The organism is Allobosea robiniae (assembly GCF_900102525.1).
GTDB lineage: Bacteria > Pseudomonadota > Alphaproteobacteria > Rhizobiales > Beijerinckiaceae > Allobosea > Allobosea robiniae.
In genome coordinates this window covers 126,824-139,476 of record NZ_FNBZ01000004.1, presented here as the reverse complement: position 1 = coordinate 139,476, position 12,653 = coordinate 126,824, and the positions used below count along the sequence as shown (strand labels likewise).

At 66.7% G+C, this 12,653-nt stretch carries 9 protein-coding genes and 1 pseudogene; 3 read left to right on the top strand and 7 right to left on the bottom strand.

What is annotated here, in order from left to right; genetic code table 11:
• Position 1: 1 nt before the first annotated feature.
• The 6 genes and pseudogenes from efeB to BLQ70_RS12470 form a co-directional block, all read right to left on the bottom strand.
• Positions 2-1,321: an iron uptake transporter deferrochelatase/peroxidase subunit gene (efeB, locus tag BLQ70_RS12490; protein ID WP_091857248.1), complete on the bottom strand. Its 1,320-nt coding sequence runs from the start codon at positions 1,319-1,321 to the stop codon at positions 2-4.
• Positions 1,318-2,226, bottom strand: a complete 909-nt coding sequence (locus BLQ70_RS25815; protein WP_425284580.1) for a cupredoxin domain-containing protein — start codon at positions 2,224-2,226, stop codon at positions 1,318-1,320. Before BLQ70_RS25815 ends, efeB begins: the two co-directional genes overlap by 4 nt.
• Positions 2,227-2,316: 90 nt before the next feature.
• Positions 2,317-3,132: pseudogene (gene efeU, locus BLQ70_RS25810) on the bottom strand (iron uptake transporter permease EfeU); the annotation flags it as partial.
• A 302-nt stretch (positions 3,133-3,434) separates the two neighbouring features.
• Positions 3,435-4,817, bottom strand: coding sequence for an aldehyde dehydrogenase family protein (locus BLQ70_RS12480; RefSeq protein WP_091857247.1), 1,383 nt, complete (start codon positions 4,815-4,817; stop codon positions 3,435-3,437).
• A gap of 35 nt (positions 4,818-4,852) precedes the next feature.
• Positions 4,853-6,508: an acetolactate synthase large subunit gene (locus tag BLQ70_RS12475; RefSeq protein WP_091857246.1), complete on the bottom strand. Its 1,656-nt coding sequence runs from the start codon at positions 6,506-6,508 to the stop codon at positions 4,853-4,855.
• A gap of 142 nt (positions 6,509-6,650) precedes the next feature.
• Positions 6,651-7,439: a class II glutamine amidotransferase gene (locus BLQ70_RS12470; RefSeq protein WP_091857245.1), complete on the bottom strand. Its 789-nt coding sequence runs from the start codon at positions 7,437-7,439 to the stop codon at positions 6,651-6,653.
• Positions 7,440-7,699: 260 nt separating this feature from the next.
• On the opposite strand from BLQ70_RS12470, the gene BLQ70_RS12465 reads away from it, so the two are divergent.
• From BLQ70_RS12465 to BLQ70_RS12455, 3 genes are all read left to right on the top strand, one after another.
• Positions 7,700-8,299: a TRAP transporter small permease subunit gene (locus tag BLQ70_RS12465; protein WP_061971754.1), complete on the top strand. Its 600-nt coding sequence runs from the start codon at positions 7,700-7,702 to the stop codon at positions 8,297-8,299.
• 158 nt (positions 8,300-8,457) lie between these two features.
• Positions 8,458-10,131: a TRAP transporter large permease gene (locus BLQ70_RS12460; RefSeq protein ID WP_082617760.1), complete on the top strand. Its 1,674-nt coding sequence runs from the start codon at positions 8,458-8,460 to the stop codon at positions 10,129-10,131.
• A 14-nt stretch (positions 10,132-10,145) separates the two neighbouring features.
• Positions 10,146-11,570: a sodium:proton antiporter gene (locus tag BLQ70_RS12455; protein WP_170843391.1), complete on the top strand. Its 1,425-nt coding sequence runs from the start codon at positions 10,146-10,148 to the stop codon at positions 11,568-11,570.
• A gap of 67 nt (positions 11,571-11,637) precedes the next feature.
• Here the strand turns inward: BLQ70_RS12455 and BLQ70_RS12450 are convergent, their stop codons facing one another.
• Complete coding sequence (locus BLQ70_RS12450) at positions 11,638-12,648, bottom strand: Lnb N-terminal periplasmic domain-containing protein (protein ID WP_091857244.1); 1,011 nt, start codon at positions 12,646-12,648, stop codon at positions 11,638-11,640.
• Positions 12,649-12,653 lie beyond the last annotated feature (5 nt).

Below are 12,653 nucleotides of genomic sequence, written 5' to 3'. Positions count from 1 at the left end.
ATCAATCTCCTGTCTTGCGGGGGGAAGGGGTCGTCGAGGCCGGTGCGATGCCGCGCGCCGCCCGGATCAGGCCGGCGCCGAGATAGCTCCCGCCATCCGGCACGCCGGGCAGGGCGAAGAAATAGCCGCCGCCGACGGGCTTGATGTATTCCTCCAGCGGCTCGCCATCGAGCCGCTTCTGCACGGCGATGAAGCTGCGCTCGAGGTCCTGCTGGAAGCAGATGAAGAGCAGCCCCATGTCGAGCTGGCCGGCGCGCGTGACGCCGTTGGAATAGTTGAAAGGCCGGCGCAACATGCGGCTGCCTTCGGTCTCCGGCCGGCGCGGATTGGCGAGCCGGATATGGGCATCCAGCCTGGTGCGCTTGCCCTCGGGATCGTTGGCATAGATCGGTTCGTCATATTCGTGGCTGCCCCCGAAGGGCGCGCCGCTCGCCTTCTCGCGGCCCATGATCGCTTCCTGCTCGCCCAGCGGCGTGCGGTCCCAGCGCTCGACGAAATTCCGGATGATCCGGACGACCTGATAGCTGCCATTTGCGGCCCAGTCCGGCTCACTGGGGCCGGATTGCACCCAGACGAGATGGTCCATCAGCGCGGTGTCGGCGGCGTCGGGATTGGCGGTGCCGTCGCGGAAGCCGAGCAGGTTGCGTGCGCTCTCGGCCGGTTCGCCCTGCTTCGGCTTGAGCACCGGCACCGTGCCCTCCTGCTTCCAGCGCAGCAGGAGCAGGTCCGGCGCGTTCTTCAGGATGTCGCGCAGCGCATGGATGCTGGTATCGGCGGTGTTGGCGCAGAATTGCAGCAAGAGGTCGCCATGGCAGAGCGCGCCGTCGAGCGCGTCGTTGCGGAAGCGCTTCATCCGCTGCAGATGCTTCGGCTTCAGCGGGCCGAGTCCGAAACGCTCGTCGAAGAGCGAAGCGCCGAGCGCGATGGTGACGGTGAGATTGTCGGGCGCGATGACCGGCCCGAGGATGCCGCTGTCCGGCGGCGGAAAGCCCGGATCGGCGGTCGGGGCCTCTCCGCCCTGCATCAGGAAGGCGATGCGCTCGTTGAGCAGCCGGAACAGCCGTTCGAGCTCGTCGAGCGAGGTCGCGGTGACGTCGAAGGCGGCGACGAGCCCGGTCGCCGGGCGCGGCGTGACGATGCCGGATTGATGGATGCCATGGAAGGGCTGGCGCTGTGCGGTCGTGCCGCTTTCCGGCGCAGCTGCCGGATTCTGGACCGGTTCGGTCGCTGCCTGCGCCAATGAGGCGTTACCGAGGGCGACTGCGCCGCCGGTCAGGAGCGCGCGTCGCGAGGGGGTGAAGGGATTGGTCGGCTTGGTCATGACTTGCGCTCCGCTTCGGGCAAAGCGAGCGCCTTGCGCATGGCCGCGAGATCCTCGGCCAGCGCCCGCAGCGCCCCGCCCGGCTTGGCGTCGTTGGGCAAGGCCACGAGGTCGGCCCGGACGCGCCCTGCCAGCTCGGGGTCGACGCGTGCCGTCAGCGGCAGCAGCAGCTTTGCGATAGCGCGCGCGGCGGCGACATCCTCGGGCGAGCCGGTCTCGCTGTCCGGGGGCGACAGGAGGCCGATCGCGCCGGCCAGCATCGTATCCGGCAGGACGGTGCGCTGGGCGAGCGCGGCGCGGAAGGCATCGGCATCCGCCGCGGTTGCATCGCCCGCCAGGGCCGCTTGCAGCCTGCCGAAGAGGGTTTCGAGCTCGGCATCGCCCGCCGCCGCGGGCCGGAGGGCGGGCAGTAGTGCGGTAGCCTCACGACGGGCCTTGCCCGCGGCTTGCGTATCGCCTGCGTCCCGTGCCCTTTCGAGGGCGTCGAGCGCGGTGCCGAGCGCGACCGAACGTTCGCTCAGGAAGGCGCGATATTCGGCGGCCGGCCCGACCACGTCCATCAGGGTCAGGGCCGGATGCGGCTGCGTCGTCGAGGCCTGCACGACCAGGCGGCCGCGCGGTGCGCTCAGTAATCCGCAGGTGATGGCGTATTCGCCCGGATCGAGCCGTGTCGTCAGTCGCCGCGACTGGCCGGGCGCGATATTCTCGCGTTCCTCCACGACCATGACGCCCTCGAGGATCTCCCATTCCAGCACGCGCTCGCTGCGATTGCTCACGACGAAGCTGGCCTTGCCGGCGGGGATCGTCAGCAATGCCGGCTGGCAGGTCCGGTCGGTGATCGCGATGGCGATATCGGCCGTGCCGGCCTGGGCCGCTCGCCGTGCGCCGGTGCCGGCCGCATAGATGAAGGCGCCGGCACCGCCGCAGACCAGCAGCAGCGTGCCGATGCCCGCCAGTTTCAGGCGGGGCGAGCGCCGCGTTTCGAGGCGGGGCGTTGCGGCTGCCTGTTCCGGCCGGCCGCCGGCCAGGAACAGGGCGAGCATCGGGATCAGGAAGGCGAGATAGGCGATGACTTCGCCGAGCACCGCCCGCTCCTGATAGCCGAAGAAGCCGGAAAGGACTGTGCCGAGCGCACTGTCGGCCGGCAGCATCGTACCGAGATCGTAGACGCTCTGCTGGAGATGGTTCCAGAGCCCGGCTTCATGCAGGGAACGCACCGCATTCGCGACGAGTCCGGCCGCAACGAACAGGATCAGGATGCCGGTCCAGCGGAAGAAGCTGCGCAGGTTGAGCTTCACCCCGAGCGCATAGATGGCGTAGCCGATGACGGCGGCCAATCCGATGCCAAGCCCTGCTCCGAGGGCCGGAGCCCAGCCGCTGTTCTGCTGGAAGGTGGCGAGCAGGAAGAAGACGGATTCGAGCCCCTCGCGCACGACGGCGAGGAAGGCGAGCCCGACCAGCGCGAGCCCCTGATGCGGGCCTGCCAGCGCCATATCGACGCCGGCCTGCAATTCGCCCTTGATCGAGCGCGCCGCCTTGCGCATCCAGAACACCATCGAGGTCAGCATCGCCGCGGCGATCAGGCCGATCACGGCCTCGAACAATTCCTGTCCGCGCTGGGGCAATTCACCGACGATGATGTCGAGCGCCGCGCCGGCTGCGAGACTCACCGCGCAGGCGAGGCCGACGCCGATCCAGAGCGCCGGCAGCCACTCGCGCCGCCCGCTCCTGACCAGATAGCTCGCGACGATGCCGACGATCAGCGCGGCCTCGATGCCTTCGCGGAGCATGATAAGAAACGGTACGATCACGGCGAACCCGACCCGGTTGCACGTCGCGATCAGGCTATTCGCGGCGCAGATTCTCCGTGCCTAGGCACGCGCAGCGCAGGGGTCAACCAAATCCTGATAGTTTAGAATGATCGTAAACTATTGAGAATGCTCCGGATACTTGCGAGAGCATGGCCGAGCTGCACGCGTCTCGGCGTTGTCGTCTTGCAGCTACCGTCATGCTCGCCCCGGTGGCGAGCATCGACGTCTTGAACACCGCATCGGACAAGGGAAGACGTGGATGGCCGGGACAAGCCCGGCCATGACGGAGAGGCCGCGTCTCCTCAACGCCGCTTCAGCAGGATCATCTTCTCCTGCGTCATGTCATGCATCGTGTAGGGGATGCCGCCAGTGCCGTAGCCCGAGACGCGCCGGCCGGCGAAGGGCATCCAGTCGACGCGGAAGCTGGTCGGGTCGTTGACCATCACGGCGGAGGCGTCGAGCCGGTTTGCCGCCCGCATCGCGACATCGATATCCTGCGCGAAGATGCTGGCCTGGAAGGCGACAGGCAGGGAATTCGCCCGCGCGATAGCGTCGTCGAGCTTGCTGTAGCGATAGATCGCGACGACCGGCCCGAAGACCTCCTCGCTGGAGATGCGCGCGGCCGGATCAGGGTCGATCAGCACCGTCGGCTCCAGCGTCGTCTCAGACAGGCGCTTGCCGCCGGTGGCGAGCCGGGCTCCGCCCTTCACCGCCTCGTCGATCCAGGAAGCGACGCGGTCGGCCTCCTTCGGGATGATCAGCGGCCCGACCTCGGTGTCCTTCAGCGTGGGGTCGCCGGTGCGCAGCTTCTTGACCCGCGCCACGAGCCGCTCGGTGAAGTCGTTGATGATCGCGTCATGGACATAGATGCGCTGCGTCGACACGCAGACCTGGCCCGCATGGTAGTAGCCGCCCTTCACGATCGGCTCGATGATTGCGTCGAGATCGGCGCTCCTGTCGACGATCGCCGGGGCGACGCCGCCATGCTCCAGCGCCGAGCGGGCGCCATGGGCGAGCTTGGAATGCAGATGCCAGCCGACCTTGGCCGAGCCGATGAAGCTCAGGAAGGCGATGCGCGGATCGGTCGCGAACTTCTCTGCCAGCGCGGTCTCTGCGGGCACGAATGTCTGGCACCAGGCTTCCGGAAGCCCGGCCTCGTGCACCAGCTTGACGAAATCGATGCAGGAGAGCGGGGTCGTGCCGGCCGGCTTGACGATGACCGGGCAGCCCACCGCAATCGCCGGCGCGACCTGATGCACGATCAGGTTGAGCGGGTGGTTGAAGGCCGAGATCGCCGCGACGATGCCGATCGGCTCCTTGGTGGTGAAGGCCCAGCGATCGGCGGCCGCCGCCGAGAGCCCCATCGGGATCTCGCGCCCGGCGAAGTTCCGGAGTTCGTCGGCGGCATTATGGATGCCGTCGACCGCCCGGTTCGCCTCGACGATCGCGTCCGGCAGCGGCTTGCCGCCTTCGCGCGCGATCTGCATGGCGAAATGGTCGCGCCTGGCTTCGAGGAGGCCGGCGAGCTTGCGCAGGATCGCAATGCGCTGATGCGGCTTCAGCCAGTTGTCGCGATCCTTGAAGACGGCCTCAGCCGCCTGGAGTTTGCGTTCGAGCGCGGCCTCGTCATCGGTCTCGATCTCGGTGATCGGAGCGCGGTCATAGGCTTGCACAACCTGGAGCATGGTCGTCTCCTTGAATTCGCGGGGAGTGCCGAGGATCAGGCGAGATCGACGTCCGGCACCTTGTTTCTGAGTTCCTCGACGAGAACGCGGGTGTTCTCGGAATAATCGATCGGACAATCGACGAGATGGACGCCGCCGCCCTTGAAGGCGGCCTCCAGAGTGGGCACCAGTGCTTCGGCCGAGGCCACGCGCGAGCCCTTGGCGCCATAGGCCTTGGCATAGGCGACGAAATCCGGATTGCCGAAGGTCATGCCGTAATCCGGAAACTGGTCGACGGCCTGTTTCCAGCGGATCATGCCATAGGCTCCGTCATTGAGGACGAGCACGACGAGGTTGAGCCCGAGCCGGACCGCCGTCTCCATCTCCTGCGAGTTCATCATGAACCCGCCATCGCCGCAGACGGCCATGACGCGTCGTTCCGGATGCAGCATCGCCGCCATCATCGCCGAGGGCAGGCCTGCGCCCATCGTCGCCAGCGCATTGTCGAGCAGGAGCGTATTGGCGACATGGGTGCGGTAGTTCCGCGCAAACCAGATCTTGTACATGCCGTTGTCGAGGCAGACGATGCCGTCCTCCGGCATCACCGCGCGCACGTCATGGACGAGCCGCTGCGGTGTCACCGGGAAACGGTCCTCTTCCGAGCGGGCATTGATCTTCGCCAGGATCTTCTGGCGCAATTCCAGCGTCTGCTTCTGTTCGGGCAGCTTGCCTTCCAGCCGCTCGGCGAGCCCGGTCATCGTGACGCCGATATCGCCGATCACCTCGGCGTCGGGGTGATAGACCTGCTCGACATTGGCCGACTGGAAACCGAGATGGACCACCTTCGGCCCGCCGGCATTGCGCATCAGGAAGGGCGGCTTCTCGATCGTGTCGTGGCCGACCGCGATGATCAGGTCGGCTGCGGCCACGGCCTCATGGACATAGTCGCCTTCGGAGAGTGCGGCGGTTCCGAGATAGAGATTCGAGCCGCCGGTGACGGCGCCCTTGCCCATCTGCGTGTTGAAGAAGGGCAGGCCGATGCGGCGGACCGCAGCCGAGAGCGGCTCGACCAGGCGCGGCCGGTTGCCGGCGGCGCCGATCATCACCAGCGGCCGCTTGGCGGCAAGGATCATCTGTGCAGCCCGATCGATCGCTCCGGCCGGCGCGATCGGCCGATCCAGCGGATGGACCGGGATCGCCGGAATGTCCTCAACCTCCTCGGCCGCCACGTCCTCGGGCAGTTCGAGATGGACGGGGCCCGGCCGCTCCTCCATCGCGACGCGGAAGGCGTCGCGCACCACCGAGGGAATGCTGGCGGGGCTGACGATCTGGCGGGTCATCTTGGTCAGCGGGCGCATCGAGGCGACGACATCGACGATCTGGAAGCGCGCCTGCTTCGCGGTCATGATCGCCTTCTGCCCGGTGATGAGGATCATCGGCATCGCGCCGAGATGGGCATAGGCCGCGCCGGTCGAGAAATTGAGCGCGCCCGGTCCGAGCGTCGCGATGCAGACGCCGGGTCGGCCGGTGAGGCGCCCATGCGTCGCCGCCATGAAGGCGGCGGCCTGCTCGTGCCGCGTCAGCACCAGTTCGATCTTCGATTTGCGCAGGGATTCGACGACGTCGAGATTTTCCTCGCCGGGAACGCCGAAGACGCGATCGACGCCCTCGTTCTCAAGCGCCTCGACCAGAAGATCGGAACCCTTCTTCATCGCCCGTGCCTTTCGCGGAGAGAGCCTCGCCGGACAGCAAGGCTAGGCTCTCGACGTAGGAACGCAACCGGGGGCGTGTCAGGGCGAGCGGCGCATGGCCGTTCTGCCCGCCAGCGGCTTGCGATGATGGGCTGATACCGGCTCAGGCCGCCTGTTTCAGCGCAATCTCGAAGGGCGAGAACGTCACCGCGCCGCCCCGCACCGTGACCAGCGTGTTGCAGGGCAGGGCCTGCCAGCATTCGCGCGCGGCATCGACGGGCTCGGAAGCGACGACGACGCTGTCGGGCCGTTCGCAGACATAGAGGCTAGGCGGCTTGGTGTCCGAGGACCAGCGGACCGCATGGATGCTGTCGCCATCGGCGAGCGCCGCCGCGCAGCGCAGCGGCTCGCGGATGCCGGCCTGTTCCATCAGCGCGAGCGCATCGACAATCGCTGCGGCCAGCGCCTGGCCCGGCGCCATGCCCTCGGCCAGATGGGAAAGGGTCAGCAGGAACAGCGCTTCGGAATCGGTCGAGCCGGCGCGGGCGTCGTAGAGCGAATCCGGGATCAGGGCCTCCAGCCGCCGGCGGATCGTGCCATAGCCGCCGATCTGGCCGTTATGCATGAAGAGGTAGCGGCCATGGACGAAGGGGTGGCAGTTCGCCCGCGTCGTCGCTGTGCCGGTCGCGGCGCGGACATGGGCGAAGAACAGATGCGAGCGCACCTGCCGTGCGATCGAGAGCAGGTTCTCGTCGGACCAGGCGGGCCTGACCTCGCGGTACTGGCCGGGCTCGGGCCGCTCGCCATACCAGCCGACGCCGAAGCCGTCGCCATTGGTGCCGGTCTTGGCTTCCTCGGCATGGAGCGACTGGTGGATCAGCGAATGGCAGGGCGAGGCGACGAAGTCCTCGAGGAAGACGGGAACGCCGGAATAAGCGAGGAAGCGGCACATCTGCGCCTCGAATCGATGGGGTGGAAGCAGCCGGGAGAATAATGTTCTCCGAAGATGAATGCGAACATAACGATTATTCGCTTCGCCGCCGACGGCACTCTCCCGCCATCTGCTGACGCGACAACAGGCAGCCGCGACCCCGCCTTTCGTCCAATGGATAAGACCCGTACCGTCTTGCGTGGCGCGCATCCCTCCTATACCGATCCTGCCGACAAAGGGGCGGAAACGGCGCAGAATTGCGCCCTCACGGGAGCGGGAATGTGAAGGGTCTCCTTGCCATCAGCCGGGTCATCGACGCGGTCAACAGCCAGATCGGCAAAAAGATCGCCTGGCTGATCCTCGTCGCGGTCCTCGTGGCGGCGATCAACGCCATCATCCGCAAGGTCTTCAACGTCTCGTCGAATGCCTGGCTCGAACTGCAATGGATGCTGTTCGGCGCCGTCTTCCTGATGTGCGCGTCCTGGACGATGCAGGTGAAGGAGCACATCCGCATCGACATCGTGAACAGCATGCTGCCGCAGCGCGTGCGGCAATGGATCGAGCTCATCGGCCATGTGCTCTTCCTGATGCCGTTCTGCCTGCTGATCGTCTATCATTCCTGGCCGTTCTTCATGCGCTCCTACGCGATCAACGAGCAGTCGCTTTCGGCTGGCGGCCTGCCGCAATGGCCGGCCAAGGGGCTCGTCGTCATCGGCTTCGTGATGCTGACCTTCCAGGGTGTTTCCGAGATCATCAAGCAGATCGCGATCATGCGTGGCGACCTGGAGGATCACGAGGCGGCGCTCGGCCATGCGGCCGCCGCCGAGGCGGAAGCCCAGCGCCTGCTCGACCAAGCCAAGGAACAGGGCCTCGCCTCGTGAGCGGCCCGCAAGAAGTCCGGAACCGTCCCATGCACGCTCATCGCCTTCCGCGCGCCGCTGGCCTGCTGCTCGCGCTCACGCTCCTCGCCTTCTTCGGCCTCCATACCGGCGACGCCCTTGCAGCGGGCGGCGGTGTCGGCGATTTCCTGCGCGTCAACATGGCGCCGGTGATGTTCGCGGCGCTCGTGGTCTTCCTGCTGCTCGGCTATCCCGTCGCCTTCGCGCTGGCCGCCAACGGCCTGCTCTTCGCATTGATCGGCATCGAGCTCGGCCTGTTCCAGGAGAACTTCCTGCAGGCGCTGCCGGAGCGCATCTACGGCACGATGAACAACGACGTGCTGCTGGCGGTGCCGTTCTTCACCTTCATGGGGCTGATCCTCGAACGCTCCGGCATGGCGGAGGACCTGCTCGACACCATCGGCCAGCTCTTCGGGCCGATCCGCGGCGGCCTGGCCTATGCGGTGATCTTCGTCGGCGCGCTGCTCGCTGCCACCACCGGCGTCGTCGCGGCCTCGGTGATCTCGATGGGCCTGATCTCGCTGCCGATCATGCTGCGCTACGGCTATGACCGGCGCCTTGCGTCGGGTGTCATCGCGGCCTCCGGCACGCTCGCCCAGATCATCCCGCCCTCGCTCGTCCTGATCGTGCTCGCCGACCAGCTCGGCCGCTCGGTCGGCGACATGTACGAGGGCGCCTTCATTCCCGGCCTCGTGCTGGCCTCGATGTATGCGGGCTATGTCTTCCTGATAACGATCGTCTATCCCAATCGCGCGCCCGGCCTGCCGCCGGAGGCGCAGACCCTGCGGGATGCCGATGGTAAGACCCGCCGTCTGTCGCTGCTTGTCGTCGCGGTCATCTCGCTCGTCCTCGCCTATGCCTACATGAAGCTCTTCACCAAGCTGCAGGCGGGCGCCGATTTCGTCGTGCTGACGATGTCGCTGATGGTGGCGATCTCCTTCGTCATCGCGCTGGTCAACAAGTTCCTCGGCCTCGGGCTGCTCTCGCGCATGGCCGAGCAGGTCGTCTTCGTGATGGTGCCGCCTCTGGCGCTGATCTTCCTGGTGCTCGGCACCATCTTCATCGGTGTCGCCACACCGACGGAGGGCGGCGCGATGGGTGCTGCCGGTGCGATCCTGCTCGCCTACGGCAAGAAGCGCATGACCTTCGATCTGCTGAAACAGGCGACGGAATCGACCGCCAAGCTCTCGGCCTTCGTGCTCTTCATCCTGGTCGGCGCGCGCGTGTTCTCGCTGACCTTCTACGGCGTCAACGGCCATCTCTGGGTCGAGCATCTGCTGGTCGGCCTGCCGGGCGGCGCGACGGGCTTCCTGATCGTCGTCAACGTGATGGTCTTCCTGCTCGCCTTCTTCCTCGACTTCTTCGAGCTGGCCTTCATCATCGTGCCGCTGCTCGGACCCGCGGCGGAAAAGCTCGGCATCGACCTGATCTGGTTCGGTGTCATCCTCGGCGTGAACATGCAGACCTCCTTCATGCATCCGCCCTTCGGCTTCGCCCTGTTCTTCCTGCGCTCGGTCGCGCCGAAGAACGCCTACAAGGATCGCGTCACCGGCCGGATGATGGAGCCCGTCACCACCGGCCAGATCTACTGGGGTGCGGTGCCCTTCGTGGTGATCCAGTGCATCATGGTCGCGCTCGTCGTGTTCTTCCCGAGCATGGTGATGCACTACAAGGCCTCCGCGATTCAGCTCGACCAGAAGGCGATCGACAAGCAGTTCGACTCGATCCAGATCCCCGGCCTCGGTGCTTCGGGTCTGCCTGGTGGGTTCGACCTCAATGCGCCGCCGGTCATCGGCGCGCCGCCGAAGCCCTGAGGCGAGGTCGGGCGATGAAGAGGCGCGTCGGCAGGCTGATCGCGATGGCGTCGCTCGTGCTGGCCGTAACGCCGGGCACGGCCTGGGCCGCGGGCGATATCGGCGGCGCCGGCATGAGTGTCGGCTGGGCCCTGCCCTTCGCCGGCATGCTGCTCTCGATCGCGCTCGGCCCGGTGCTGTTCCCGCATCTCTGGGAGCATCACTACGGCAAGTTCGCCGCGTTCTGGGCCTTGCTGACGCTGGTGCCGCTGTTTCTGCTGCGCGGCGCCGATCCGGCTTTGGGGGCTCTGCTCCACACCGCGCTGCTCGACTACATCCCCTTCATCATCCTGCTCTTCGCGCTCTTCACCATCGCGGGCGGCATTCTGATCTCGGGCAACCTGCACGGCACGCCGGCGACCAATACGGTGCTGCTGGCGATCGGCACGGTGCTCGCAAGCTTCGTCGGCACGACCGGCGCCTCGATCATCATGATCCGGCCGGTGCTGCGGGCGAACGATGACCGGCGTTTCAACGTCCATGTCGTCGTGTTCTTCATCTTCCTGGTCTCGAATATCGGGGGATCGCTGACCCCGCTCGGCGACCCGCCGCTGTTCCTCGGCTTCCTGCGCGGCGTCGACTTCTTCTGGACCACGAAACATCTGCTGCCCGAGACGGCCTTCGCCGTCGTCGTGCTGCTTGCCCTGTTCTACGCGCTCGACAGTTTTCTCTTCCGCAAGGAAGAGGGCTTTCCGAAGCTCAAGGACCCGACGCCCGACCGCGCCATCAAGCTCTGGGGCAAGGTCAACATCCTGTTGCTGGCCGGCGTCATCGTCGCGATCCTGATGTCGGCGAACTGGAAGCCGGGCGTCGCCTTCACCGTGCATGGCGTCCCCGTCGAGGGCCAGAACCTGCTGCGCGACGTCGTTCTGCTCGTGCTTGCCGGCCTCTCTCTCAAGCTCACGCCCGGCCCTATCCGCGCCGGCAACGAGTTCTCCTGGGGTCCGATCAAGGAGGTCGCCAAGCTCTTCGCCGGCATCTTCATCTGCATCATCCCGGTTCTGGCGATGCTGCAGGCGGGGAAGGCGGGCGCCTTCGCGCCGCTGGTCGGGCTCGTCACCAATGCCGACGGCAGCGCCAACACGGTGGCCTATTTCTGGCTGACCGGCGCGCTCTCCTCCTTCCTCGACAACGCCCCGACCTATCTCGTCTTCTTCGAGCTGGCCGGCGGCGATCCGAAGGCGCTGATGACGACGGGGGCGCTGACGCTGGCGGCGATCTCGGCCGGCGCGGTCTTCATGGGCGCCAACAGCTATATCGGCAACGCCCCGAACTTCATGGTCTACGCCATCGCCAAGGACCGGAAGGTGAAGATGCCCTCCTTCTTCGGCTACATGCTCTGGTCGGGGGCGATCCTGATCCCGCTCTTCGTGGTGCAGACCTTCTTGTTCTTCCGGTAAAGCAGGGTGTCATCCCGTGCGCGCCGCGGCACTTCGCGCCGCGGCGCGCACGGGATGACAGCCGTGGTTACGGCCGCCCGGCCGGAACGCCCTCGCGGATCTTCGCCGAGAACTGCGGATCGTCGAGCGAGAGCGTGCGGGCATGGTCGCCGATGCGGGCGCGCCGGACCAGCTCCTCCAGCGGGATATCCTGCCGGATCGCGCCGATCTGCTGGAGATAGCCGGGCAGGTAGCCGGAGAGCAGCACGCGCGGATCGAGCGGCAGCGAGAATGTCCAGCCCGGCGCGACGCTGCCGACGAGATGGTAGACCACCGTCGTGCAATTGGTCGTCAGCGTGTTGTACCAGCGCGGCTTGGCGGCGAGGTCGTTGATATCCGCGATATAGGCGACGAGCAGGTCGCGGGCCTGCGTTCCCGAGGCGCTGAGCCGGAAGAGCCTTGCATCCTCGCGCCGCGCATGGGTGCGCAAGCCCACGATGTCGCGCTCGTCGGCCGCGACATAGGCCATCTCATAGCTGCGGAAGAAGCCGGCCAGCGCCGACCAGTCCTCGCCCTTCTCGCGCCGGACCTCGATCGAGATGGTGAGCGGCACCGAATCAGAAAACGTGAAGCTGATCATCAGATGCGCGATCGTCTCGCCCGACCAGTAGGTCAGGAAGGCATCGGCGCCGGTGACGGCTGCGAGGTTATAGCGCCGCGTCTCCCAGCGCTGGTCGTAATCCTCCTCCGTGCGCCAGCGGAAATCGCGCAGGTTGGAGACGGTGATGGCCTCCCCCTCGCGCGTGACGGAGGGCAGCCGCGCGAGCTCTGGAATCCAGTTGCGGTCATGCGAGGGCTGGAGGCTGCTCCACCAGCCGAGCAGGCCGACGAAGACCATGGCGAAGCCGAGCGACAGGCGTGCGTCGCTGGTCCAGATGCCGACGAGCCCGGCCAAGGCCGCGATGCCGAAGCCGATCGCGGCGATTGTCGCGGTCGTGCCCGAGAGGCGAAACAGCAGGAGCCCTGCGCCCCAGGTCGCGGCGCCGAGAATGACGAGGGTGAGGAGAAGCTTCAGCACAATGAAAAAGAGGCGGCCCATGGCCG

Excerpts from the sequence above, each read along its gene's own strand:
- BLQ70_RS12460 (WP_082617760.1), top strand. The coding sequence starts at position 8,458 with ATGGCGCCGGTGATGTTCGCGGCGCTCGTGGTCTTCCTGCTGCTCGGC.
- BLQ70_RS12450 (WP_091857244.1), bottom strand. The coding sequence starts at position 12,648 with ATGGGCCGCCTCTTTTTCATTGTGCTGAAGCTTCTCCTCACCCTCGTC.
- BLQ70_RS12480 (WP_091857247.1), bottom strand. The coding sequence starts at position 4,817 with ATGCTCCAGGTTGTGCAAGCCTATGACCGCGCTCCGATCACCGAGATC.
- BLQ70_RS12475 (WP_091857246.1), bottom strand. The coding sequence starts at position 6,508 with ATGAAGAAGGGTTCCGATCTTCTGGTCGAGGCGCTTGAGAACGAGGGC.
- BLQ70_RS12470 (WP_091857245.1), bottom strand. The coding sequence starts at position 7,439 with ATGTGCCGCTTCCTCGCTTATTCCGGCGTTCCCGTCTTCCTCGAGGAC.
- efeB (WP_091857248.1), bottom strand. The coding sequence starts at position 1,321 with ATGACCAAGCCGACCAATCCCTTCACCCCCTCGCGACGCGCGCTCCTG.
- BLQ70_RS12455 (WP_170843391.1), top strand. The coding sequence starts at position 10,146 with ATGAAGAGGCGCGTCGGCAGGCTGATCGCGATGGCGTCGCTCGTGCTG.